22 protein-coding genes and 1 tRNA gene are annotated in these 26,339 nt (G+C 42.9%); 15 read left to right on the forward strand and 8 right to left on the reverse strand.

The genetic code is table 11. The features are described 5' to 3' along the window. Positions 1–99 precede the first annotated feature (99 nt). Positions 100–1,377 (reverse strand): MFS transporter, encoded by a 1,278-nt coding sequence (locus B2863_RS14430; RefSeq protein ID WP_296211758.1) that lies wholly within the window; start codon positions 1,375–1,377, stop codon positions 100–102. Between the two features lie 370 nt (positions 1,378–1,747). Further along, positions 1,748–2,947 carry a sugar transporter gene (locus tag B2863_RS14435; protein ID WP_296211759.1) on the reverse strand — a complete coding sequence of 400 codons (1,200 nt, stop codon included), beginning with the start codon at positions 2,945–2,947 and terminating at the stop codon, positions 1,748–1,750. A gap of 738 nt (positions 2,948–3,685) precedes the next feature. Between B2863_RS14435 and B2863_RS14440 the strand changes: the two genes are divergently transcribed. From B2863_RS14440 to B2863_RS14460, 5 genes are all read left to right on the forward strand, one after another. Next, a complete protein-coding gene (locus B2863_RS14440; RefSeq protein ID WP_296211762.1) occupies positions 3,686–4,600 on the forward strand; it encodes a hypothetical protein in 915 nt (304 codons plus the stop codon). Positions 4,601–4,657: 57 nt separating this feature from the next. After that, positions 4,658–5,242, forward strand: a complete 585-nt coding sequence (locus tag B2863_RS14445; protein WP_296211763.1) for a YqiA/YcfP family alpha/beta fold hydrolase — start codon at positions 4,658–4,660, stop codon at positions 5,240–5,242. Positions 5,243–5,339: 97 nt separating this feature from the next. After that, entirely contained in the window at positions 5,340–5,972 is a 633-nt protein-coding gene (locus B2863_RS14450) for a TetR/AcrR family transcriptional regulator (RefSeq protein WP_296211765.1), read from the forward strand. A gap of 82 nt (positions 5,973–6,054) precedes the next feature. Then, positions 6,055–7,038, forward strand: coding sequence for an MDR family oxidoreductase (locus tag B2863_RS14455; RefSeq protein WP_296211767.1), 984 nt, complete (start codon positions 6,055–6,057; stop codon positions 7,036–7,038). Positions 7,039–7,441: 403 nt separating this feature from the next. Further along, the gene (locus B2863_RS14460; RefSeq protein ID WP_296211768.1) at positions 7,442–8,077 is read left to right on the forward strand and encodes a hypothetical protein; all 636 of its coding nucleotides are present in this window, start codon (positions 7,442–7,444) and stop codon (positions 8,075–8,077) included. 179 nt (positions 8,078–8,256) lie between these two features. Here B2863_RS14460 and B2863_RS14465 read toward each other — a convergent pair whose 3' ends face one another. Beyond that, positions 8,257–8,895 carry a TetR/AcrR family transcriptional regulator gene (locus B2863_RS14465; protein WP_296211769.1) on the reverse strand — a complete coding sequence of 213 codons (639 nt, stop codon included), beginning with the start codon at positions 8,893–8,895 and terminating at the stop codon, positions 8,257–8,259. A 378-nt stretch (positions 8,896–9,273) separates the two neighbouring features. On the opposite strand from B2863_RS14465, the gene B2863_RS14470 reads away from it, so the two are divergent. The 7 genes from B2863_RS14470 to B2863_RS14500 all read left to right on the forward strand — a co-directional run bounded on the left by B2863_RS14470 (position 9,274) and on the right by B2863_RS14500 (position 17,924). Then, on the forward strand, positions 9,274–10,425 hold the full coding sequence (locus B2863_RS14470; protein ID WP_296211771.1) for an acyl-CoA dehydrogenase family protein: 1,152 nt from the start codon (positions 9,274–9,276) through the stop codon (positions 10,423–10,425). Positions 10,426–10,565: 140 nt separating this feature from the next. Beyond that, positions 10,566–11,774, forward strand: a complete 1,209-nt coding sequence (locus tag B2863_RS14475) for an acetyl-CoA C-acetyltransferase (protein ID WP_296211773.1) — start codon at positions 10,566–10,568, stop codon at positions 11,772–11,774. Between the two features lie 71 nt (positions 11,775–11,845). Then, a complete protein-coding gene (locus tag B2863_RS14480; protein WP_296211774.1) occupies positions 11,846–14,035 on the forward strand; it encodes a 3-hydroxyacyl-CoA dehydrogenase NAD-binding domain-containing protein in 2,190 nt (729 codons plus the stop codon). Next, a complete protein-coding gene (locus B2863_RS14485) occupies positions 14,028–15,167 on the forward strand; it encodes a CaiB/BaiF CoA transferase family protein (protein ID WP_296211776.1) in 1,140 nt (379 codons plus the stop codon). Before B2863_RS14480 ends, B2863_RS14485 begins: the two co-directional genes overlap by 8 nt. 216 nt (positions 15,168–15,383) lie before the next feature. After that, positions 15,384–16,088 (forward strand): hypothetical protein, encoded by a 705-nt coding sequence (locus tag B2863_RS14490; RefSeq protein WP_296211778.1) that lies wholly within the window; start codon positions 15,384–15,386, stop codon positions 16,086–16,088. A gap of 306 nt (positions 16,089–16,394) precedes the next feature. Next, positions 16,395–17,399 carry a 23S rRNA pseudouridine(2604) synthase RluF gene (gene rluF / locus B2863_RS14495; protein WP_296211780.1) on the forward strand — a complete coding sequence of 335 codons (1,005 nt, stop codon included), beginning with the start codon at positions 16,395–16,397 and terminating at the stop codon, positions 17,397–17,399. Between the two features lie 81 nt (positions 17,400–17,480). Then, entirely contained in the window at positions 17,481–17,924 is a 444-nt protein-coding gene (locus B2863_RS14500) for an SRPBCC family protein (protein WP_191113811.1), read from the forward strand. Between the two features lie 74 nt (positions 17,925–17,998). Here B2863_RS14500 and B2863_RS14505 read toward each other — a convergent pair whose 3' ends face one another. From B2863_RS14505 to B2863_RS14520, 4 genes are all read right to left on the reverse strand, one after another. After that, entirely contained in the window at positions 17,999–18,310 is a 312-nt protein-coding gene (locus B2863_RS14505; protein ID WP_296211783.1) for a DUF1244 domain-containing protein, read from the reverse strand. 131 nt (positions 18,311–18,441) lie between these two features. Next, positions 18,442–19,062, reverse strand: a complete 621-nt coding sequence (locus B2863_RS14510; protein WP_296211784.1) for a class I SAM-dependent methyltransferase — start codon at positions 19,060–19,062, stop codon at positions 18,442–18,444. 23 nt (positions 19,063–19,085) lie between these two features. After that, the gene (locus B2863_RS14515; RefSeq protein WP_296211786.1) at positions 19,086–20,159 is read right to left on the reverse strand and encodes an HNH endonuclease domain-containing protein; all 1,074 of its coding nucleotides are present in this window, start codon (positions 20,157–20,159) and stop codon (positions 19,086–19,088) included. Positions 20,160–20,444: 285 nt separating this feature from the next. After that, positions 20,445–20,519: transfer RNA gene (locus B2863_RS14520), tRNA-Gly, on the reverse strand. Between the two features lie 260 nt (positions 20,520–20,779). Between B2863_RS14520 and B2863_RS14525 the strand changes: the two genes are divergently transcribed. The 3 genes from B2863_RS14525 (at position 20,780) to B2863_RS14535 (ending at position 25,217) form a co-directional block, all read left to right on the forward strand. Beyond that, complete coding sequence (locus B2863_RS14525) at positions 20,780–22,450, forward strand: alpha-keto acid decarboxylase family protein (protein WP_296211788.1); 1,671 nt, start codon at positions 20,780–20,782, stop codon at positions 22,448–22,450. A 189-nt stretch (positions 22,451–22,639) separates the two neighbouring features. Next, positions 22,640–22,975, forward strand: coding sequence for a GlpM family protein (locus tag B2863_RS14530; protein WP_224737711.1), 336 nt, complete (start codon positions 22,640–22,642; stop codon positions 22,973–22,975). Between the two features lie 451 nt (positions 22,976–23,426). Then, positions 23,427–25,217: a potassium/proton antiporter gene (locus tag B2863_RS14535; protein ID WP_201567601.1), complete on the forward strand. Its 1,791-nt coding sequence runs from the start codon at positions 23,427–23,429 to the stop codon at positions 25,215–25,217. Positions 25,218–25,367: 150 nt separating this feature from the next. Here the strand turns inward: B2863_RS14535 and B2863_RS14540 are convergent, their stop codons facing one another. Next, positions 25,368–26,288, reverse strand: a complete 921-nt coding sequence (locus B2863_RS14540) for a LysR family transcriptional regulator (RefSeq protein WP_201567603.1) — start codon at positions 26,286–26,288, stop codon at positions 25,368–25,370. Positions 26,289–26,339 lie beyond the last annotated feature (51 nt).

Genomic DNA, 26,339 nt, shown 5'->3' on the forward strand with positions numbered 1-26,339 from the left:
GCATTCCATAATAAGATAATCAGGCCAAATGCGCATACAGACGTCACTGGTGGCAAGAGTAAGTATAGCTAACAGTATCCAATACTATGAAAACTGAAATTAAGCTTGTTTTTGTGGACGTAATAATAAGGCAAGTCCAAGCGCTACAAAAGCGGCTATACCAGATATCATATAACTGATACTAAAATCTCCAGTGATTTCTGCAAGATAACCTGCGGCTACTGGCCCAAGAGCTTGCCCACCTGAAAAAGCAAAGGTCAGCGCTGCGAGCGCACTTGCCGCCGCCGCAGGCCCGAAATAATCGCCCGCCGAAGCTGCCATAATGACAGGCACACTCCACACCACTAAGCCAAACAGTATAATTGACAAATACAGTCCCAAACTACAATCAGTAAGTCCGACCAACAGATAAGCGATGGCAAGGAAGAAAAAAGCCAACGCCAGACCAAGGCGTCTACCAATATGGTCAGAAATCCAGCCAAACAACATGCCTGAGGACATGCTAAGCAGTCCAATCCATGCCCAAACACCACCAGCAATCGCTTCACTCAGCTGATACGAGCTAACCATGCTGGTCACGATGAAGGTAACGTAAACCATATAAGTAGCGCCATAAATAGCAAAGATGACACCTAGATGTACGAGTAGCTTAATATTGCTACGTTCTAGCTTTTTCTTATTTTTAGCAGGTAAGGTAGGTGCGCGCCCAAAAGGGCTTTGTCTGACATCGTCTGGATGATTGCGAATCAAAGTAAAAGTAAGCCAAGCTACCGCAATATTAATCACGGCGAAAATTAGCCAACCTGTTTGCCAAGACAATAGAGTAGAGAAGGGTAAGAGTTTGGGTACGACGAAGCCTGATAAAATGATACCAAAGCCGGGTCCCGCCATGACTAATCCTAAAGCGAGCCCGCGGTGCGAAGGAAAAAACCAATGCGACATGACGCTCATCGTTGGTAAGACCACGCCGCCGCTACCGATACCAGTCAGCACATAGAGTGCGCAGAGTATTGGAAAACTGGTGGTCAAAGCCATACCGAGCATAGAAACAGCAATGAGGAGGAGGCTTGCCGTCGCAGTCGTTCGAGTACCCAACCGAGGCAGAATAAAAGGGCTTAAAAGCACCGCAATGAGATATCCTATCAGGTTGGTGAATCCCAAGATTCCGCTTTGAGTATAATTTAATCCTAAAGAGGATGACATGGATGGCAGTAACATGCCAAATGCGAATCGTCCCAATCCTAGTCCGCAGAACATTGCTACAGAGCCTGTTGCAGCAACGATCCAAGCGTAATGTAATCTGCCTAGCTTAAGAGGCGCAGTGTTATCATGATTTCTTTGATCTGGACTGTCTTGTTGAGTCATTCCATCAGGCATCACGAATCTCCAACAAGTTGAAAATTCGCAATATATATCGTCACTAAATTTAAATCGTAGGCAATGACTTCCTTGTTTTGAATAGTATCCATTTCACACTCATCCTTTTGTGCTTAATCCCTATCAGTCCTTTATTAAATATACTTATAGCCTAAGCATACTTATGTCCAATAAAATTAGTATAACTGTAGCTGAACGTTCGTTCAATGAGTATCTAAGCAATCATCGTTATGATTCATAGGCTACAGTGTTGTATTCACGCATAAAGAAAATGCCAGCCCATTTATATGGCTGGCATTCTGCTTATTGTTCTCTGACGATTCCTTCCCGACTGCTATTTTTTGGCTATCCTTCAATATAGGCTTATTAGCTAGCCAAGTCGTTTACTCAATTCAGGAAAACGCTTGATCATAAATAGCATTAATAGTAGCGCCACAACTGCGATAGCCGCACCTGTATATCCTACGCTAGATAGTGAAATGTGCGTCACGGCATAACCGCCGAATAGTGCACCCGTACCAATCCCTAAGTTGATAATGCCTGAGAACATCGACATCAGCATGTCTTGCGCATTGACATCGACCATGATGACTTTGGCCTGCATTGAGATAATCAATAGCATGAGCGCCGCGCCCCACAGTAAGGCGATAAAACTGAGCGCCCATACAGAGGACACTGCTAGCAACAGCGCAAGCATAGACACGAGCATCAGTATGGTCGATATCAGCATCAATCTGGTATTGAACCGATCGCCCCAACGACTAAAAATCACACTGCCCACAATTCCTGCTGCACCGAATAGCAACAGTACAAAAGTCGCAGCGTTTGCACTGATATTACCGACTTGGCGCATGAATGGTTCTATATAAGAATAAGCCGTGTAGTGCGCTGTAAAGACCAATAAGATAAGCAGGTACAGACAGACCAATAAAGAATTTTTTAGTAGCTCTGGAATCTTTCTAAAAGACCCCTCAAACATACTAGGTAGTGTTGGTAAGAGTCTCGCTTGTAAAATAAATACAATTAAGGCAATGACGCCAATACCGCCAAATGTCGCTCGCCAGCCAAACCATTGTCCGACTAAACGTCCTAGCGGTACACCCAGTACCATTGCTAACGATGTACCAGTCGCCAGTACACTAAGCGCCATGGCTTTTTTGCCTTCAGGCGCGACGCGTATCGCGATTGCAGCTGTGATCGACCAAAATATCGCATGCGATAATGCAATCCCGACCCGACTAATGAGCAGCACGTCAAAGCTCCATGCAAATACGGACAGTACGTGACTGACAATGAATACGGCAAAAAGACCCAAGAGCAAGCGCTTGCGCTCAAATCGACTGGTCAATAACATTAGTGGCAATGACATCGCTGCGACAATCCAAGCATAGAGTGTCAACATCCAGCCAGTCTCTGCCGTCGTAATAGAGAAGTCTTGGGCAATGTCGCTCAACAGCGCCACAGGGACAAATTCTGTGGTGTTCATAATAAAGGCACTAACGCCCATCAAAAATACTTGAAAATACTGAGTTCGGCGAGCGTTTGAGCTGGCCTCAAGTTTATGTGTCATAAAATCCAATACAGATGCGAATACTACGTGTGATAGGTCAAAGTGGGGTAGGCTTAATTAGAATACAAGGTTTGCGGGGCAAGATAGCAAGCCCACGTCAATCGTGAAAGGTGTTTTTTGATAAGGATTGTTAATTGGACGTTTATTGAAGATACTCGAGCAATATGAAACTATCGTAAATTATACTTATTGCCTTGGGATACTTGCTAACGACTAAAATACAATCCACTTAAAAAGAAGCGACACCAGTTGTCGTAGAAGTTTTAAACGGCTTTATTTTTATGTGAGCTTATATTATAGTTATTAGGTCAGGCAAAATGACATGAGGTAAAAACCAGTTAACCCTCGGGGCGCAATGCTTCACTTTTTAACTGAGTCTTTAAACGCTATCTTAGCGAATTTTTTCTAGTAATGTTATTTACGTTTTATCCTAAACTTCTGCGCCTGTACAAACCTAAAAAACCATATTTATTAATGAACGAAAAACCTAGCAGAAAAAAGCTCGTTAACATTGCAAAAATATAAGCAATGCAACAGCGAAAAACTGTGGCTAAAAAGTCTATCGGAATTAAAAAAATACTACCTTACCAAGTCGATTAATTTACGTAACTTTATAGATAATGACGTCATTTAAACAATGGCGAATAGACTCGGCTGGCTTGAAATCAGCATTCAGAATATAACAACAATGAAAAACTGCAGCGAAAAAACCAAAATCAAAATAATAAGGATATAACGATGACGACATTAACGTATCAGTTTGAGCAAAAACGGTTAGATAATTTCGAGTGGTCGGATGGTTCAAAGCTATCTGGTATAACGGCACTAGCAAATGATGAAAGGGGACGAGGGCGAAAACAGCCATTGTTTTACCTCGAAACGGTTTCTATAAACAGTTATGAAGATGATATTTACTTCGTGAACAATACTAATGAGATGCTCAGATGGGTAGCGCCATTTAAACCCTATCGAAACATAACTGAAGCACGAACAAAGTTGGGCGATAGCAGTGATGAAAACTTACGTAAAGTGACGCTCTATAGTGATGACATAAATAGCGTATATCAGGATGTACTGCATAAGCAGGGCGTGCGGATTGGTAGTACTCATATCATGTACGACAGTGATGTGATGATGCAGTGGTTCGTACATGTGCCTTATAAAGGGCCAGATACTCATTATGCGATCTGGCAATTTAATATAGTGGAAAAGGGCGGGATTCGAGGAACTTATCCATTGTTGTGGGATGATTTTAGTAAACCCTCGCACATGGTGAGTTGTGACTGTCTGTCTGAGCGGGCTGATATACCGATAGAGGCCAGTATTTATGAAGAGCGCTGTGCAATGCTTGACAGGCTTATCGGGTCATTTGGCATATCAAACGCCATATTCATATTAGCGATAAATGATGTACTTTATCGTTATGGCGTGGGCTGGAGCGCGCCTTATAGCGAGTCGGATATACAGGCGCAAGACATTGCGATGAAACTAACAGAACAAAAGTCAGAAAATGCAAAAGCGGTGAAAGCTATTGTCCAAGCGGTTTATGACTTTTGGTTTAACGAAGGCTTTGCAAAAAATATCTCAATGCAGGCCTGTGAGGAGATTTTGAGCCTCTCCCAAGCGCAGGTGGCTAGCCAAAAACCAGTTTAATTTATGAGTCAAATTATTGAGCATGAACTTAAATAATAATTAAAAAAGGAGAGCTTTATGATGTTTCATATCGAAAACAACGACACGTTTTTATTGTTTTTTCATGGTCTCGATTCAAGCAATGAGACCAGTAAGTATACGTGTATCACGCGTAAGCCAAAATACTGTCAAACGGTCAACTATCGAGAGAATTTTGCAGAAATATTTGAGGTTTATGATGCATTGATTCGCGAGAAAATCTCACAGTATCCACGAGTAGTGTTAGCAGGGCATTCGCTTGGCGGCTGGTTTGCCAATCACTTTTCCCATAAATACAACTTGCGTGCATTGTTGATTGCGCCTTGTATTTATCCAAGTGAGGTGGTGGCTGACCGTATCCCTGACGTAGCTGATATGAAGCTGTCGTTCCCTACCTCTAACACTGAGATGGTACGAGTGATGGTAGAAGTCGATGATGAAAGCCTAGACGTAGCAGTCGCTAGACGAACCTTGGTAAATCTGCCTGAGAGCTGGGAAATCGATTACTTTACAGGCGGTCATCACCGCATCGCTCGTAGCAGTGATATTTGGTATCACTTAACTCATCTGTGCGAAAATCCCATCGTTTGGATGGACGAGGCGACATATCATGGTGAGGACTGATAGCAATGGCAGTCAAAAAAATATCGCGACTGATGAATAAATAAACCGCTAAAAATAATCGATTGACATTAAAGACGATCGGTCATAATATCTATGAATGACAATTACTAAACCAAAAGCCCGTCGAGGGCGTCCACCTAATGTTGAACGAGAGTTTACGGATACCCGTGAGGCTCTTTTAAGATCTGGGATGGAGATGCTGACAGAGCAGGGCTTTGCGACCACTGGGATTGATGCCATACTCAAACGCATCAATGTGCCTAAAGGCTCTTTCTACAATTACTTCAAAAATAAAGAAGCGTTTGGACAGGAAGTATTACGGCAGTACGCGTTGTATTTTGCTCGCAAGCTGGACCATTGTTTTTTAAACGAGCAAGTGTCTCCTATGCAGCGTATTAGTGACTTTGTTGAAGATGCTAAGTCAGGAATGATCAAGCATGAATTTCGACGTGGCTGCTTAGTAGGCAACTTAGGCCAAGAAATCGTCGTGTTACCTGAGAGTTTTCGTTGTGAGCTAGAAGGTATATTGCTTGATTGGCAGAAGCGTTTAGCGGCTTGTTTGCGCCTAGCAGTGCAACAAGGGCAGATACATTCTAATAGTGATTGTGATGAGCTTGCTGCTTTCTTTTGGATTGGATGGGAAGGTGCAGTTTTGCGTGCTAAGTTGGTGCAAGATGTCAATCCATTAGATACTTTTTTCCGAGGTTTTGTAGCAGGAATACAGAAGTAATTTTTTATCTATATTTTTAGACGACCGGTCTAAATTATTTTTTTACTCATTTATAAGACGATTGGTCTAAATAGGAGCGATTATGTTTAATACAATATTAATTGAAAAAAATGACGGTGCTTATCAGTCTAATCTGACTGAGATACAGGACACGCAATTGCCAGAAGGGGATGTTACGGTTCGTGTGGCATATAGCACGCTCAACTACAAAGATGGATTGGCCATCACGGGTCGTAGCCCTGTGGTACGCACATTTCCTATGGTCCCAGGGATTGATTTAGCAGGCACTGTCGAAACAAGCAGCCATCCTCACTACGAAGCTGGTGACAAGGTGTTGTTAAATGGTTGGAGCGTGGGTGAGAAATATTGGGGTGGACTGTCTCAAAAAGCACGGTTAAACGGTGACTGGCTTATCCCGCTTCCTGAATCAATGACTGAGCGTCAAGCGATGGCGATAGGCACCGCAGGATATACTGCGATGCTTTGTCTAATCGCATTAGAGCGTCATGGACTCACACCAGAGAGTGGCGAAGTATTAGTGACTGGTGCCAATGGCGGCGTTGGTAGCTTTGCCATCGCACTTTTGGCAAACCAAGGTTACTCTGTCACCGCTTCTACGGGTCGCTTAGAAGAAGCAGAATACTTAAAAAGCCTTGGTGCAACGACGATCATTGACCGTAATGAGCTGAGTAGTCCAGGACGTGCGCTTGGTAAGGAGAGATGGGCCGCTGCAATTGATTCTGTTGGTAGTCACACGTTGGCCAACGTTTGTGCCAGTACGTGTGAGGATGGTTTAGTCGCTACCTGCGGACTGGCTCAAGGCATGGATTTCCCTGCTACTGTTGCTCCTTTTATTTTACGCGGTGTCAGCTTACTTGGAATTAACAGCGTGACGCGACCTTACGCTGAGCGCGTAGAAGCATGGCAGCGCTTGAGCACGAGTTTGGATATGACACAACTAGAGGCAATTACCAGAGAGATTGGCCTAAGCGAAGTCATTCCGACAGCAAGTGAATTGTTGGATGGTAAGGTTCGTGGTCGAATAGTTGTTGATGTTAACCGTTAGTTTAGCAAGCATGACCTTTAATACTTCAACACTGATGTTTCTATGTTGAGCCTCGTGTTAGCACATGAATAAGTGGTGTATAGAAAAGTCCAGTATTGATTGATCAGTGTGAAAAAGAATTATTCACAAACGGTCACAAATATCAGTATTTATTTTCTATCGTCTGATGTGCTATTATCGTTGAACAATCTATCGTGGGTTTAACAGTTTTGTTATCGCCGACCATGACAATAGTCTCATGGCTGTGTGACAAACCTTGCAACTTCCAGCACGATATAAAACAACTCTGGTAAAGCGCATGAGCCTGTACTCCGACAAACTCATTTGTGCCTGATTTTTTGCCTATTTGGGCGTATATCATACTTTTTCGTCGGAGTTACAGGAGTCTAAGGTGTTCAATATCATGAGCCACATTGCTAATCCATCTAAATATACCCGTCGTTATCATCCACGTCATTCTCTAGCGCAACATATTATCAATCAAATAGAGTCGCTTGAGCTGCGCCCGCAAGATATCGTCAAGCAAATGGGCTATCCTCTTAAACATACTATACCTGCCTATGACCGCCTGCGCCATGTACTGTCGAGCAAATTTCTTGGGCTTGATGGTAGCTACATGGATAAATACTTTACTGCTGATGAATTTTTAGCGAAGCTGTTTGCCGTACTCGAAATACCGTATCAGCCATTCGCAGAAGATATTGCGCAGATTAAATATGACTTGGCAAATTGCTCTCATACGCTACCTAAGTATAGCTTACGAGCGGAAGTGGATTTTACATTTGCGAGTGCTGATAACTGGATGTCTCGTGGTGCGGCTTCACGTTTTGCGCAAGTACACTTGCCTAGTGGTTTTGCCAAACTAGACGATGCTGCCCGTAAATCAGTGATTCAAGACAGCATCTTCGAGCATTATCAGCAGTATGAGGGCAGTTTGCCATACGACGGTATCATCAAAGGCTATCGACTGACTATTGAACAAAACAACCACGTGGTCGACCATGCAGAGTATGGATTGCCAAAATCTAGCAGTATCTAAAATTTTTTGAGCGTATAAACAGCACGAGCTGTTAATTACATTGATTGAATAATCACATTGACCGAAAAAAAATATAAGAAAGCCTCACTTTATCGTGGGGCTTTTTGGTTTTTTACGTTATGTTTCTTGTAAGAGTCGAACACTGCTAAATATCAGTTTTATAAAATTAATTTTAAGCGTCAGGCTTCAGGTTTAGAGATGGCGCGCCATAAAATCACAAATAGCGCATCGAATTCTGCATTTAACGGTGTTTCCGTTTGGCGAATGGTATGCATTAAGCCAAGTCGACTGATGAACCCCATAAACACATCGAAGAGTATGTGCAAAGGAACAGTATCATTGAGCACACCGCGATTTTGTCCATCTTCTAATACCGCTAAAAACGCGCCAATTAACTCTTTGTTTTCATAGATTGCGATATTACGTATACGCGATGCCGAAACAGAAGACAGCACCATCACCGCATCTGGATGCGAGTCGACAAAATCAAAGCAGACCCACAACGTCTTACGTAGACGATCTTGTACGCTATCAATCCCTTGCAAATGATCCATAATTCTAGCGGCTAATCTGCCGAGCACAATATCCATAATGGTATAAAACAGCGTTTGCTTATCCCCGAAGTACTTGTAGAGCGTTTGCAAAGAGACATTTGCAGATTTTGCAATCTGCGCCATCGTCACCTCGTTAGCGTCAAATCCTGCAAAGACTTTACGAACAGCTTGCTCAATTTTATCCAAAGTTGCGGGCCGCATATCGGATAGGGGCGCTAGAGATCGAGTTTGCATGAGGCTATCTGAATGATTAAAGGTTTTCATATTTATCGCTTCTTAAAGTATTAGCTATTTGATACGTCCTACCAGTTAAATGATTTGCTCGATAGTTTAACGTGATCAAATTAATAAGTAATATAGATTACCATTTTTATTTAATTGATTGCGAAGTGGTTTTTCGTAGCCTAGTATAAGACTCGTATATTAATAAATACAAAGAATTTATCATATATCCATTATGGTAATATAAATTACCATAATTCAAAAAATGGCTTAGTTATAGTCAGTTCAATATAATTTCGATACAAGGAAACTGAGTGCAAGTTATACATTAGTATGCTTAGCGAGGATGACGATGTAGCGGATTTATATAGACTTGACTATATAGTTGTTATTCACTCCACCTTGTCAAGGATAGACGTCATGAGTATCGAAAAATTCACCCCAAACTGGATGACCGAAGAGCATCAGATGGTGTACGACAGCGCCTTAAAAATGTTTCAATCTTGGGATCCTAAAGATGAGCAATGGCGCAAAAATGGCATGATTGATCGCGATGCGTGGAAAGAGGCAGGCGAGATGGGGTTTTTGTGTGCGGCGATACCTACTGAATATGGCGGCGGCGGCGGCGATTTCGGTCATGAAGCCGCGCTTATCTACGCACAGACTGAGGCCAATCAATCGGGATTTGGCGGTATGGTGCATTCAGGCATTGTCGCGCCTTATATTTTAGACCACGGTACTGAAGAACAAAAACAAGCGTGGCTATCCAAAATGGCAACGGGCGAATATATCGGCGCTATCGCTATGACCGAGCCTGGTACTGGCTCTGACCTACAAAACATCAAAACCTATGCGGTAAAAGATGGTGATGACTACATTATCAATGGTTCCAAGACCTTTATTACCAATGGTCAGCATGCCAATCTGATCTTGTTAGCATGCAAAACAGACCGTGAAAAAGGCGCGCAAGGCGTCTCACTCATCATCGTCGAAACGGACAAAGTAGAAGGGTTTGAACGTGGACGCAATCTCGACAAGATTGGTCTGACCTCTCAGGATACTTCAGAGCTGTTCTTTAGTAATGTCCGTGTACCACAAACCAACCTGCTCGGCACGGTAGAAGGTATGGGTTTTATCCAGATGATGCAGGAGCTGCCACGTGAGCGCTTGATTATTGCGTTATCAGGGGTCGGCTCGATGAAGCTGGCGATAAACTTAACACTAGATTATGTAAAAGGTCGTGAGGCCTTTGGTAAACCTATTTGGAAGTTTCAAAATACGCGTTTTAAGATGGCAGAGTGCTATGCCGACTATCTCGCTGCCAGCACCATGTGTGATGCGGCAGTCGATGCGATGTTAGATGGCAAACTGTCCGTACCGCATGCATCATTAATCAAATATTGGGTCACTGAAAAGCAGTGTGAAGTGATTGACGAGTGTGTGCAACTGTTTGGTGGTTATGGCTATATGACAGAGTATCCTATCGCGCGTTTGTATGCCGATGCGCGCGTACAAAAAATCTATGGTGGCACCAATGAGATTATGAAAGAGCTGGCATCACGCTTCATGTAGACGCGCTACTCATTGATTGATTTTAAGCGAACGGTCTATTTAGTAATCAAACTCAATAGGCCGCAAGCAAACTATTCAATAAGCAAGCTGACCAGATTGCGATAAGTATTATTTATTTTAAAATAAAAAAAGGATTTTTTATGACTGAGACTGCTTACATTTATGATGCGATACGTACGCCGCGTGGTAAAGGGAAAAAGGATGGCTCGCTGTATCAGGCATCACCGATTTGGTTGACGCGCACTTTATTAAAGGAGATGCAACAACGCCACAATTTGGACACCAGTTTGGTCGATGATGTGGTGCTTGGCTGCGTGACGCCAGTGGGCGAGCAGGGCTCTGATATTGCGCGCATTGCTGCGATAGATGCTGGCTGGGCACAAAGTGTGGCAGGTCTTACCTTGTCTCGCTTTTGTGCCTCTGGTCTGGAATCTATCAATTTGGCGGCTGCCAAAGTCATGTCAGGTATGGAAGACATGGTAGTGGCAGGCGGCGTTGAGTCTATGAGCCGTGTGCCGATGGGCTCAGATGGCGGTGCTTGGTACATGGATCCACGTGTCAATGAAGCGACGCATTTCGTACCGCAAGGAGTAGGTGCGGATACCATCGCGACGCTCAAAGGCTTTAGTCGTAGTGATGTCGATGCCTTTGCCACCGAGTCGCATCGCCGCGCTGCACAGGCATGGGAGAAGGGCTATTACGATAAGTCCGTCGTCCCTGTCACCGATATCAATGGCATGATACTGTTAGATAAAGACGAAACCATCCGTCCTAATACCAATGTCGAGACCTTAGCTGGTCTAAAACCTTCTTTTATTATGCCGGGAAAAATGGGCTTTGATAGCGTTATCTTGGACAGATATACCACGATTGAAACCGTAAACCACGTACACCATGCGGGTAACTCTTCAGGCATCGTTGATGGGGCAGCTATCTGTTTGGTTGGCAGCGCGGCGGCTGGTCAAAAAGCAGGGTTAAAACCACGCGCCAAGATCACAATGGCCTCAGTCATTGGCTCAGAGCCTGCCATTATGCTGACAGGTCCAACGCCAGCTTGCCAAAAAGCCCTTGATAAAGCGGGCATGCAAGCCTCTGACATAGACCTTTGGGAAATCAACGAAGCCTTCGCTGCTGTGCCGATGAATACCGCTGATGATTTTGGAATCTCGCTTGATATCGTCAACGTCAACGGTGGTGCAATATCCATGGGTCATCCGCTTGGGGCAACAGGCGCGATGCTGATGACGACTGTCCTTGATGAGTTAGAACGACGTGACCTAAAGACCGCTATGATTACGCTATGTGTGGGCGGTGGCATGGGTATTGCCACCATTATCGAGCGCGTTTAACTTTTTCTAAAATAGACTGAAAACCAATTAGACTAAAACGCAATATACAAAGAATCATTTAAGGGATAAAAATGATGACAAATAACCAGACAGCAGATAGCGTAACAGCCATTAATGTACTAGAAAACTTCTCTGCCCAGTATGACAACGATGGTATCGTCACGGTCACGATTGACCAAAGCAAACGCAAAATGAATGTCATCGGTGACGGCTTTACGGAGTCGTTTGCCACGATGGTGGATAGTTTTATCAATGATGATTCAGCTACAGGCTTAATTCTTACATCGGCCAAAGACACCTTTGTGGTCGGGGCAGATATCGATCAATTGAACCAGATAAAGACAGCCGAGCAAGCATTTGCACTGACTGAAGGGCTCAAAGGCAGTATGCGTCAGCTTGAAAACTCAGGTAAACCTGTCGTCGCTGCTATGACAGGAACCGCACTGGGTGGTGGTTTAGAGCTGGCGCTAGCATGTCATTATCGTATTGCCATTGACACGCCTAAGACCAAGCTAGGTTTGCCTGAGGTGAAACTGGGCTTGTTACCTGGCAGCGGCGGTACTCAGCGCTTACCGCGATTAGTTGGTATTCAAGCAGCACTGAAGCTAATGACGCAAGGTAAAGAATTACGCCCAGCAGCGGCAAAAGATATTGGACTTATTGATGCAATAGCCACTGATCAAGCAGATATGCTGAAGCAAGCAAAAGACTGGATTCAAAATAATTCAAGCGCTCAGCAGCCATGGGATAAAAAAGGTTTTAAAATCCCTGGTGGCGATAGTAAGCATCCAAAGGTAGTTCCTATATTCTCTATCGCCCCAGCCATGGCCAATCAGAAGTCACATGGCAACTATCCTGCGATCACTCATATTATGTCTTGTGTGTTTGAAGGATGCCTAGTAGATATTGATACAGGGCTTGAAATTGAGTCGCGTTATTTTGCCGCTTGCGTACTGTCCACTGAATCTAAAAACATGATTAACACCTTATGGACGCAGCTAAATAGCATCAAAAAAGGTCAGTCTCGGCCTCAAGGATTTGAGCAGACCCAAACTAAAAAAGTCGGTATTTTGGGCGCTGGCATGATGGGCGCAGGCATTGCTTATGTCACCGCCAAAGCAGGTATAGATGTTGTCTTATTGGACACAGAGATTGTCAATGCTGAAAAAGGCAAAGCGTACTCTGCTAATATTTTGGATAAAGCCATTAGCCGACAGCGCGCTACCGAAGAAAAAAAACAAGCTCTCTTAGAACGCATCACGGCAACCGTTTCTTATGATGATTTGGCAGATTGTGATCTTATTATCGAAGCGGTGTTTGAAAACCGAGAAATTAAAGCCAAGTGTACCCAGCAAAGTGAAGCGGTGATTTCAAACACGGCCGTCTATGCATCTAACACCTCGACGCTACCAATTACAGGATTGGCAAAAGCCAGTACGCGACCAAACCAGTTTATCGGTCTGCATTTTTTCTCGCCAGTAGACAAGATGCCGCTGGTTGAGATTATCATGGGTGAGCAAACCGACGATACAACGTTGGCCAAAGCTTTCGACTATGTTGTGCAAATAGGTAAAACGCCTATCGTCGTCAATGATAGTCATGGCTTTTATACCTCGCGAGTATTTGGCACCTATGTTTCAGAGGGTATCGCCATGCTAGGAGAGGGTGTACATCCGCGTAGCATCGAAGTCGCCGGACTAAAAACAGGTATGCCGATGCCGCCGCTAGCATTACAAGATGAAGTGTCGTTGAGCCTCGCATTGCATGTCAGCGAACAGCAGCAGCTTGATATGGCAGCCGAAGGTAAGCCAATTGTAGTGCGGCCTTCTTATGACATACTAAAAATATTGGTCAATGAGCATGGGCGCGAAGGTAAGAAAAATGGCAAGGGCTTTTACGACTATCCAAAAGAAGGTGATAAGCATCTATGGCCTGAGCTGATAAATTTATATCCGCCGAAATCAGAGCAACCATCGCAGCAAGATTTGGTGGATCGCCTGATGTTTATTCAAGCCAATGAATCTGCTAAATGCTATGAGGAAAATGTCGTGCGCTCAGTGGCCGATACTAATATAGGGTCTATCTTTGGCTGGGGGTTTGCACCGCAGCATGGCGGTACGCTACAGTTTATCAATGTAATGGGCGTGAGTGCATTTGTTGAGCGGAGTCGTGAGCTGGCTGCGAAATATGGCAAACGTTTTGAGCCTGCTCAAATCTTGTTAGATATGACAGTCAAAGGCGAGGCGTTCTCTGATGACTGATGTGCATGTATCAAATCATGATCAAATGGCTGACTGTCTACAAGGGTTACGAGTGGTCGATCTGACTCGTAACCTACCTGGGCCTTTTGCCACGCGTTTGCTTGCGGATTTGGGCGCGGACGTCCTTAAAATCGAACCCAAACAAGGTGATCCTGCTCGGGTATTTGGTGAATTATTCGCAGCTCTGAACCACGGTAAGACTACCGAAAAGCATGACTTTCATGATCCCAAAGCGATTGAAGCTATAAAAGCACATCTTAAAGAAGCCGATGTGATGCTAGATAGCTTTCGCCCAGGTGTCTTGGCAGAAATGGGGCTAGATGCTAAGGGCCTGCATACCATTAACCCAAAGCTAGTCATAGTGTCAATCACTGGCTATGGCGTAGCAGGCAATTACACAAAAGAAGGTGCTTATTTAGAAGATGCTGACTCAGAAGATGGCTCTCAAGTGAATCATGACTGGGCCAATAAAGCCGGTCATGATATCAACTTTATGGCTATGAGCGGTGTGCTTGATCAGCTAAAAACAGCGCAGGGTGAGCAGGCTATGCCCAATATCCAGTTTGCGGATTTGGCAGGTGGTAGTGACACAGCCGTGATAGCCCTGTTGGCTGCTGTACTTGCCGCCCAACATACGGGCAAAGGGCGACACATTGCTATTAGCATGACGCACAGTTTGTACAACCATATGGTCATGCCAAAGGTAACAGGCAAACTGATTAATAGCCTTTCAGGAAATGGCGTAAACGACACTCTACTGCCGCAGCATGATTTTTTAGGCGGTGCATTACCATGCTATCGATTGTACCAAACCGCTGATCAGCGTCATATGGCGGTTGGTTCCTTGGAGCTGAAATTTTGGCAAGGTCTATGTGAGGTATTGGAGCTGCCGTCGCTTAAAGAAATACACTGGCAACTTGGTATCATGCCCAATAGACCCGAGAGTGAAGCCGCGACCAACACAATCGCGGAAAAATTTGCCAGTCAAACGCTTGAGTATTGGCAACTTGTATTTTCAGTAACGGATGTCTGTGTGACCCCTGTGTTGAGTCTACATGAAGCTAGAGCTCACCCTTTATTTGCACATCAAGATGAACATCATGCGACGTCAGGGTGGCAGCAAGTGAATTAATAATTAGTCTGTATTATTCTGACTGCCTGTCTAAACTAGAATGATTGAACTTGTATATTTATAACTGTCTATCTAAAATTGTCTGAATAAGAGACAATACGCCCATAAATCCTAAAGCCTTACGGTACTGAAAAATAGTAGCGCGTTCAAAGGCTCTTAGAGATTGAGCAACACAGACATTTAATAAATTTAACTTAAGCAAAAAGGCAGTTCTGAATGACCAAACATAACCCGTATAATTTTTTACCTTTGCAGCCAACAGGTAGAAACGAGACCAATACTGCTAATACCTATGCTCCTGAAGATATGATTAAAATATACGAGCAGCAGTTTCTCATTCAAGTGCCTGAAGAAGAGCTGACCGAGTTTTTGCCAGCGTTAAAAGCATTCTATGATATCGATAATCATACCTTAGATGTCAGTGCCATTATTTTTGATGCAATCGCAGACTCTGCTATCATTTATAATCACAAAATCAAAGTCGGCGACTATCAGATATTAGGTGAGTTGATAGAAGAGGCGATTGAATATGATGAAGACAATAAAAGTGATGAAAGCACTGAAAACGAAGAAATTCAAGCCTATACATTAGAGTGCCAACGTATATTTTTCATCAATGATGTAGAAATACCTTATCATTTTAACCTATTTATTTATGGCGACGGTTATTCTACTTTGACCAAAAAAGAAACCGTACTAGAAAAAATGTACTGGTTTGTCAGAGGTAGATTTGAAGAGGATTTATTAGATGATACTGAAGATAATGACAGCTTAGAATCGATTAATGCGCAACTAGCCAGTTTAGGTATTCGTGAAATGGATCTGACGACTGTAGATGAGATAATCAGCTATGTAGAAGGCAGTATTATTGACGATCCAATGGTGGACGAGCTTAATAAACTGTTGGATGATGCTGAGTAGTGAGTAAGATAAGTTAATGAAGTGATCTAACGTCAAAAGAATAAATTTGAAAATAAAAAACTAGAAAAAAGCCTCCCTGTTCGTATGATGAATGGTGAGGTTTTTTAAACTCACAACCTCATAAATAAGTTCTTTCGACATCATCCAAAATTACATGACGCTATACATTTCTAGGTTTTTACCCATCTCCCCTCAAAGGGTCAGTCGATTTCCTATATAATGTGAGCTATTTCGTTATTGTTGATCTATTCAATTTAGGCTTTTTTCTTAGCAAAAAACGCTTCTTATCAGGTAAAATGGTGCTTTATGTTCAACGCTTCCTCGACTCGTTTAAATAAATACATCAGCGAAAGTGGTATTTGCTCTAGGCGAGACGCTGACCGCTTTATTGAACAAGGTAATGTATACATCAATGGCAAACGTGCTTCGGTCGGTGATCAAGTGGCTGCTGGAGATGCGGTAAAAGTCAACGGGCAGCTTATTGAGCCACGAGAACCTGATGATTTTATTTTTATTGCGTTGAATAAGCCAGTGGGTATTGTGAGCACCACGGAAAGTTCTGAGAAGAATAATATTGTCGATTTTGTGCGACATAGTTTGCGTATTTTTCCGATTGGCCGTTTGGACAAAGATTCTCAAGGTTTGATCTTTTTGACTAATAATGGTGATTTGGTCAATAAGGTACTACGTGCTGGTAATAACCATGAAAAAGAGTATCTAGTTACGGTAAATAAGCCGTTAACTGATAGTGTTATCGAAGGTTTGGCGGGCGGTGTGCCGATGCTTGGCAAGATGACCAAAAAATGCCCAGTGACTAAAGTAGCTCCTAATGTCTTTAACATCACGCTCGTTCAAGGTTTAAACCGTCAAATTCGCCGTATGTGTGAGCACTTTGGCTACGAAGTCGTCAAGCTTGAACGTACGCGGATTATGAATGTAAGTCTCAAGGGTCTTCCCGTTGGTGACTGGCGAGACTTAACCTCAAAAGAGCTGTCTGTGTTACTTAAATCTGTAGAAGATTCCTCTTCGCAAGACAATCACTCAAACAAGAAATCTCGCAATGCGCCACGAAAGAAACCTCGTGCTGATGCTTCGTCAAAGTCAAAACCATCTACAAAATCGGCAGGTGTAGCAAAGGGGCGTAACAAATACGCCAAGGATGATGCTAGAAAGCCAGCAGGTTCTAAAGGTAGGGATGGACGTCCTACTGGTCGTGGTAAGCCGTCAGGGGGTAAGGGTAAGTCCGGAGGCAATGGCAAACCTACTACCAATGGCAGGCGTCCTTCGAAAGGTAGAGGCTCTTCACGGTAATAATTTTTCACAATGTGACGGCTATATTTATTTTTAAAATGGCAGTAAGCTAAATAACTTTAATCTTAAAGAGATAATATTATGTTTAAAATAAAAGTAGAACGCATTGTCAAAAAACCGATTGATGAGGTATTTGAAGCACTGAGTGACCATGCCAGTTATGGCTCATTTAAAGCGGTGGGGGTTGCTAAGTTAGTAGCCGAAGGTAACGAAGAGCGCAATGGCGTCGGGGCTTTACGTAGCATTCAAACGGGACCCGTTAAGTTCTGGGAGCGGATTACAGCGTTTGAGCGTCCTACTCATATGCAATACCAAATCGAAAAATCTAAACCTATCAAAATGCAGCATGATAAAGGTATCATTGATTTAAAAGACTTGGGCGATGGCACCACACACGTGACTTGGGTATCTGAGGGTCGATTGATTGTACCACTGCCATTAGTCGGTCGCCTATTTGACCGTCAAATGCAGAAACAAGGAACCATAGGGTTTAGTAGCATACTCAAGTCTATAGAAAGCCGCTAATCTAGCAGCAGTATTGGTTTTTTTGATATCACTCTATAGTGGTGGCTTATTTTATTGAGCCATCACTGTCAGCTTTAATCCGTTTTATTCTTGGCAGCTTCAATCTCGTTAAAACGCGCTAACTGCTCTGGCGTGGCTTTTTGTTGATATTTCTCTTTCCACTCAGCATAAGGCATGCCATAAACAAGCTCGCGAGCATCCTCGTAGTCGATTTCAATACCACGCTCTTCACCAGCCGTTTTATACCATTTAGATAAACAGTTACGACAGAAGTCGGCAAGGTTCATTAGCTCGATATTTTGTACATCTTTACGCTCGTCTAAATGAGCTAGTAAGCGCCGAAATGCTGCGGCTTCTAACTCGATGTTTGATTCTAATTTTGCCATAATATTTTCCTAATTGTAGTTGAGCCACTTTAGAACTGAGATGATACTAACGATATAAATATTGCGCAACCTATGTCGTTCTATATTAAAAACGAGTACAACAAACTCAAGCATAGTAATGATTTATCAGCTTAAAATTTCCTAATCATAATATTAAACCATGCTTTATTTCTATTCGCTCTTTGATCAATCGTAAGCCAAGTTTCTTCTTTGAACTTATGATTGATTTTTTGCTTTAAGGTTTCCCAACGTTCTTCATTCATATCGCAGAAAAAACGTCCATCCTCAATACGATCTCTATTGCCATATTTAAAAGATGCGTAAAAATTACTTTCATCTGTCAGCATGGTGAGTAAGTTATCTACTAATTCAGGAAGATCTTCATAAGGTACATGAAGCAGCGAAGCACATGCCCAAATACTCGTAAATCGTTTATGCCACTTCTGAAATGGAATTTGCTCGAAAGTTACGCACTGCCAATAAATCATATTATTGTGATGAATTTTTGCCCGCTCAATCAGCTCTCGGCTACCATCAATAGCAGTAACATTGAAGCCTAAGTTGGCAAAGTGGATACTGTCACGACCTGAGCCGCAGCCTAAATCTAGTATGTGTTGCTGGTGTACTGGTCTAACAGGGAAGTTGTCTATAAAAGGTTGATATAGCTGATGCATATCTACACTAATGGTTTGCTCAAAGAATGAATTTGCGTTGCTATCATAAAAGGCTAGGGTGTTTGATTTATTTATCATGGGCTATATATCGCTGATCATTATTAGAAGAGACTACTTCCTTGTTGTCTAGGTTGCCAGACATGAATCAAATGTTCTTTTGAAAAGTTGAAAGACTTCTGCAAAAACTGCTGACGTGTCTTCTCATTTATACCGGTTTGATTGATTAAAGTTTCGCGTAATGGGTGGTGACTGCCAATCAAATATTCGTTGCGTGTATGCAGTCTTTTCAATAACTCAATATTAGGTACTTTAGCAGCTTTACCATCTATACCACGGTTGCAATTAGAGCAAGCAAGTACTAAGTTCCAAACCCCATCGACATTAACTGGCCGACAGCAACCAGCGGTTGCTACTTGGGCTTTTAAAGTATGCGGAAAGAAGTGGTCAACGTCTGCTAGCATCATGTCATTAGAAGCAACACTGATTTCTGTAAAGCAGTAAAAGCATTTGCTCTTTTGATACCCGTTTAATGCACCTCTTGAACTGGTAATATCAATGCGGCAATGTTTCGTATCTTTAGTAAATAATTGTTTGGTATCTTGGTCAAATTCAACCGAAATTAAACCTTTATTAATATTGAGCTCCCACGCTTTTTCTACCAAGTTCCAACGTGACTCTGTCTCTAAATTCAGATTTTTAGCCGAATTATCAAACACATGAAATAACTTGAATAAGTTATCTGTTAGACGTATTCCTTTATTGTGTTTACGCTCGTCAACAAAAAACTCTTCATCAATTACATCATAAAAACGTTCTTGCACTGCTTTAGTATTGACTACATGAAATGCGTCCAAAACGTATTTAAATCCTTCTTTATTCGTGACATGAATGAGTTCATCTTCGCTAATCTGTTGATGGTTGAATTGAATGCAAGCATTGATAAACTTACTACTATTAAAAGTGCTTTGTTTAGGGCTATGTTTTAGATGTTCACATAGATGAAAGGCGTAGGGCAGCGCTAAATCTTCGAGCGAAATCAAGTCAGAATCTCTCTCTAAGCTGACATCGATTAGAGTTTTGGCAAGCGCGAATTTATAAGAAGCAGTGTTTCTACCAAACAGAATAATAGCTCGCCAGTAATTTTCTAGCGTGGGCTCAACGTCTATGAAGTTCATGAATGGCTCAATCTGTCGTTAATTAGAATGGACTGTAGTGATAGTCAACTCTAATAGTACTATAACTTTGACAATTGAAATGATATTTCCACTTTAGAGGGTTAGTTCGAAATGGTCACGTTTTGGTCACGGTGCTGATTTTGAGACTTTTATCTGGTTAGATTAACTTAATGATTTGATTGGGTAATAAGATACAGAAACGCTGTAGCCCCTGAAAATTGGACAAAAAAAATCCTCACTTCTTATTTAAGAAGTGAGGATTTTAGTGCTTTTTTAAGCTATATTTGGAGCGGGAAAAGAGATTCGAACTCTCGACCCCAACCTTGGCAAGGTTATGCTCTACCACTGAGCTATTCCCGCTAATTATCAATTAACTATCGTCAGTTGATGAAGGCGTATTATACGCAGTTTTTTTTAGGTGTCAACACCTATGACGAAAAAAATTAAAGTTATTAAAATAGGCATGTCTTCTGGCCATGGATATATGTTATAACGGTTTATTATAATATGTATTCCAAAAGCTTTGTAGTACATAAATAAGCTGGGACGCACTTTATAATTTAATCGTAATCACATTCACAATTATCAATATTTACAAAGATAAGTCATAAGGATAAAAAATGAGTCAACAATATACCATCGCTGATTATTTGTTTGATCGTGTCGCAGAAGCGGGTGCATCTGAGATATTTGGCGTGCCTGGTGATTTTAACTTAACTTTTTTGGATAACGTTATTGCTTCTGACAAGTTACGCTGGGTGGGTAATACCAATGAGCTAAATGCTGGCTATGCTGCTGATGGTTATGCACGTGAGCGTGGGTTTGCCGCCATGGTGACGACTTTTGGCGTAGGCGAACTATCAGCGATTAACGCGACCGCAGGTTCTTTTGCTGAGTACGCACCGGTATTGCATATCGTCGGTGCACCAAGCACAGCGCTACAAGACTCAAAGCGCCGTATTCATCATTCGCTTGGTGATGGTGTATTCAATCATTTTATTAAGATGGTCGAGCCTGTAACGGTAGCCCGTGCGCAGCTCACCCCTGAGAACGCTGCCTCAGAAATTGATAGAGTGATTCGCTTAATACTTAAAAAGCATCGCCCAGGTTACTTACTATTATCACCAGACGTCGCGCGTCAGCCTATCTACCCACCAACGACCAAGTTGATCGATAGCCAAGAAGACATTACTAGCCAAGCGGCATTATCAGATTTTAAGCAAGCACTAACCGAGTTTTTGCCAAACAAGACCACGACACTAATGGCAGATTTGATGGTGCATCGTTTGGGGTTACAGCCACAGCTCAAAGCATTGATCGCTGATACAGATATTCCTTATACCACGCTATCTTGGGGCAAGACGCTGCTTGATGAAAATAGTGATCGTTGGGCAGGCACTTATGCGGGTGTTGCTTCGCGTCCAATTGTCAAAGATGCGGTAGAAAACTGCGAATGCCTTATCAAAGTAGGGGTGCAATATACTGACACTACTACCGCAGGGTTTAGCCAAGATATCAATGAAGATGTGGTCGTAGACTTGCACTATGAGCGTGCCTCTATCAGTGGTAAGAACTTTGCACCGATTGCGTTAAAAGATGCGTTGCAAGCCCTGCATGAAGTGATGACCTCTGGCATTAACATCGTGCCAAAACCTTTCTGTGAAGAAGTTAAGCCGCACGAACAAAAAGGTAAAGACAGTGAGGCTATCCGCCAAGATGACCTATGGCATATTATCGCTGACCGCTTAGACCACAATAACTTGGTGTTTTCTGAACAAGGGACGGCCTATTTTGGTATCAGTGATGTGCGCCTGCCAGAAGGGGTAACGTCATATGGGCAGCCGATGTGGGGGTCAATTGGCTACACGTTGCCTGCCAGCTTGGGCGCGGCAATCGCATCGCCAGATAAGCGCAGTGTGTTATTGATTGGGGATGGTTCAGCATTGCTAACGATCCAAGAGCTAGCGGTCATGATTCAAGAGCGCATCAATCCTGTAATTGTCTTAATCAATAACGACGGCTATACGGTAGAGCGCGCGATTCATGGCGAAAACCAATACTATAATGATATTCCTAAATGCGATTGGCAAATCATGCCGCGAGCGTTTGGCGCGACAGAAGAAAATAGCGTATTACTCAAAGCAGAGACAGCAGGCGAGCTAAAATCTGCTTTCGACAAAGCTGCTGCGACTACCGATAAGCTTATAATGATTGAGGTGATCGCAGACAAGCATGATATTCCGCCATTGCTGGCAGACATCAGCGCGGCACTAAAGCCAAAAAAGGATTAAGCAATTCGTAGAAACTTACTGAATAAAAGTAACAGCCCCATTTAGCAACTTAGCTGAGTGGGGTTTTTTGCATTTTTTATCATACGGATTAATTAATCAGCGATTGCTCTTATGTCAGTTTGCAGACTTTAGTATCATGGCGGATTGGGCTACGTTCAGCCTTTATAGTCAACAGGAGATGGACCCGTCGTGATTTGGTTAAAAATGCTCATCGGCGCCTTGATGGTACTGGCGATTCAAATGTTCGCCCAAACCCGATTTTTCTATTTGGCGGCACTTGCGCCACTATTCCCTACGTTTACGTTAATCAGTCACTTTATCGTTGGTACTGAGCGCAGTCCTGCTGATTTAAAGGTCGCGTTGATATTTAGTATGCTTGGTGTCATACCGCATTTGATTTATACCTTTGTGGTGTTTTTTAGCATCAGTTATATGAGTTTATACAAGGCACTGCTATTAGGGGTGGTCGCTTGGACGGTTGCGGCTGCGATTCTGGTACTGACATGGCAATACATTCAGGGTTAAGTGATATTAAGACGTAAACTCTTTTAGCACAGCAATGATATTTTATAAACTTAACTTTAATATTAGAGCGTTTTTTATTGAAGTCTTTTTTATTGATCTAGGGCGTGTCTTCAATTCACCCGATAGTCATCTAAATGGGCTAAAAATGGCTAAATCTTGTCAAACAGCGTCAAATAGCTGGTTAATATCCCGATATTAGCTGCGCTATTTTTCTTGTTTGACGGCAATTTATCTCATTTTTATCACCATTTTTGAAATGAAGACACGCCCTAGTATTGGCTGCTAGTTCTGATGGTAATGCTAATATCATCATAAATAATTGTCATTCATATTTTGAATAACGGCCGCTTATGATAGGCTCACTGGTGTAATATCTACTAACAGCAAGATAACGAAAACCCCATCGCAATCAATTACTATTCTTAATAATAAAAAATAGGGCTCAAAAAAAATGGATACCTTAAATATCCTGTATCTCGTAGGCGCAGTATTAATTTTCGCCAGTATCATGGCGAGTACATTATCGGCGCGCTTAGGCGTACCATTATTGTTGCTGTTTTTGATAGTGGGTATGTTGGCAGGCGAGCAGGGTATCTTGGGTATTGAGTTCTCTCAATATGCGCTAGCCAATTTCGTTGGGCAGGCAGCCTTAGCCTGTATCTTGCTAGATGGTGGTTTACGCACTTCCTTTAAATCATTTCGAGTGGGTCTAAAGCCTGCAATTACGCTGGCCACGTGGGGCGTGTTGGTCACGGTCATGGTGCTAGGTGTATTTGTCACTTGGCTGCTCGATGTCGATTGGCGCTTTGGTTTACTGATGGCAGCGATTGTCGGCTCGACCGATGCCGCCGCCGTATTTTCTCTATTACGTAATGGCGGCGTCAAGCTAAATGACCGTGTGCAGGCTACGCTTGAACTTGAGTCTGGTGCCAACGATCCCTTGGCTATTTTATTAGTCACTGGTTTGATTGCCTTAAATGTTGATCCTGATGGTCAGACAGTATTTGGCTTTTTAGTTTTATTGCTACAGCAGCTGAGCTTTGGGCTAGGTATGGGCTTATTGTTCGGTTATTTCTTATCCCGATTATTGCCCAAGGTACATTTGGCAGAAGGCATGTACGCTATTTTGATTCTCTCTGCTGGTTTGGCTGTGTTCGCCGCGACCAATCTCATTGGCGGCAGTGGATTTTTGGCGGTATACCTTACTGGTGTGCTAATCGGCAACCATAAGGTGCGCTCGACAGAGCATGTCATGCGAGTGATGGACAGCTTTGCTTGGCTGTCTCAGGCAGTACTGTTTGTGGTATTAGGACTGCTGGTCACTCCCTCAAACGTCCTCAATGTCTGGCATTATTCGGTTGCAATCGCGCTCTTTATGATCTTTGTAGCGCGTCCTATTGCCGTCTATACCAGTGTCAAACCTTTCAAATTTAAAGACAGAGAAATTGGGTTTATCTCTTGGGTTGGTTTACGCGGTGCAGTGCCTATTACTTTGGCGATTTTACCGGTCATGGCTGGGATAGATAATGCTTTTATGCTGTTTGATATTGCCTTTGGGGTCGTAGTTCTGTCGTTGATTTTGCAAGGCACAACTATCCCGACGATGGCCAATCTATTTAAAGTACGTATTCCAACCAATAAAGATCCCAAAGAAGAGCATGAGGTCTGGGTATCTGATAAGGCCAGTATCACGCTGTATGAGTTTGAGGCAAAGTCGGGTGCATTTGCCATTGGACGTCATCCTATGGGTATATCCAAAGGCATCAACCCAGATGAAATCAGTGTCTTTGCGCTAGTCCGTAATCAGCAAATCGTAGTAGTCGATGACAACACAAAGCTAAAATTCGGCGACAGTGTCTGGTATGCGATGAGAGGTAATCACGCGAGCAAAATTGCCAAGATTTTTAATGACACGACATTAGATCGCAAAGCTATCGATGACTTCTATGGCGATTGGTTGCTATCACCGAGTGTCAAGCTTGGAGACTTGCCGTTTTTTACAGGAATTATGGCGTCTGAGACATTGGTAAAAACACTCAAAACGTCCGATGAAGACAGCGCAAAAAACATGTGGGAGCAGACGGTGGCCGAGTACGTGAAATCACATTTAGGTACCGCGCCAGTGTCGGGCGATACCGTTGTAATAAGTGATGAATGGTCGCTGGTTATTAAGGAAGTCGATGACAAAGGAAAGTTAAGAACCATTGGTCTAAAGTACCAAGACCAAGTAGCGACCGCTTAAATGTTTATCGTAACTTTGTAATAGCTAACTATCAAAATAGCAAGATAAGGCTTAATTTTTGAAGGCATTACTTTCAAGACAATGCACCAGCTACTAGAATTCTATAATTAAGAAACACTGAGAGTCCAAGTAGCAAAATGTGCTGATAAATTAGGCTTTAGAATAATTCTCTGACAACAAATTTATCATTTTATTCAAAAAATCTGCCACATGTTTGTGTAGGTTTTCTCGGTATGCCCAGTGATGCTTCACTTCATAGCTTGCCTCATCAGGCAGTAGTATTTTCATCAGCCCCATCTCTTCATAGCGCATTGCTAGATCGCGTGGCAAGTAACCCACATGGTGACCTGCTAGGATAAGCTGCGCGGTGGCTTCCATCTGATAGGTAGTTGCGCTCAGTATTTTTGGGCGAATATGGTTGATACTGACATCAGTAATATAGCCTCGTTTCACCCAATGATGGTCTTGCTCTAATTCCTCAAATGTTAGCTTGTCAGGCTCATGAAATGAACGATGCTCACGCCCGCAGCAGACCACTTGTGTTTCGATAAAAGCAGGTTGAAAGGTCAATAGCGGCGGAAAGCTACCAAAGTATCCCACACCAATATCGCTCTCGTTACCGAGGAGCTTTTCTATCATACTCTCAGGACTTTGCACGTCAATCGAAAAGTGTATTAATGGATTGTCACGGTAGCTAGCAGCCAAACACTGACGCAGCGCATCATAAAAAAGCGTCGGCATCTGATCGATTAAACACAGTCTGATGTGACCACCACGCACAGAATCTAACTGACGGATGTAGTGCAATTGATGTTGAAAGCTGGCAACGGCTTCTGTAAAGCTCAAACAAGCCTCATACACTGCCGCACCGTCCTCTGTGAGCTTAAACCCTGCACGACCACGATGGCACAGCGTCATTCCTAAGCGGTCTTCTAAATGGGTCAAATGTCCACTGATGACAGAAGTCGTGACATTTAAGCGTGACTGAGCGGCCGTCACGCCTTGGCACTCTACGATAGCCATAAAACTACGCAGCGTTTTTATATCTATTTTTATCAGCTCATCTAGCATCGATCGCCACCCTATATCAAATTAATTAAATAGTAATGGATAAGAATTGAG

The sequence above is a fragment of the Psychrobacter sp. UBA3480 genome (assembly GCF_002377945.1).
In the GTDB taxonomy this organism is placed as follows: domain Bacteria; phylum Pseudomonadota; class Gammaproteobacteria; order Pseudomonadales; family Moraxellaceae; genus Psychrobacter.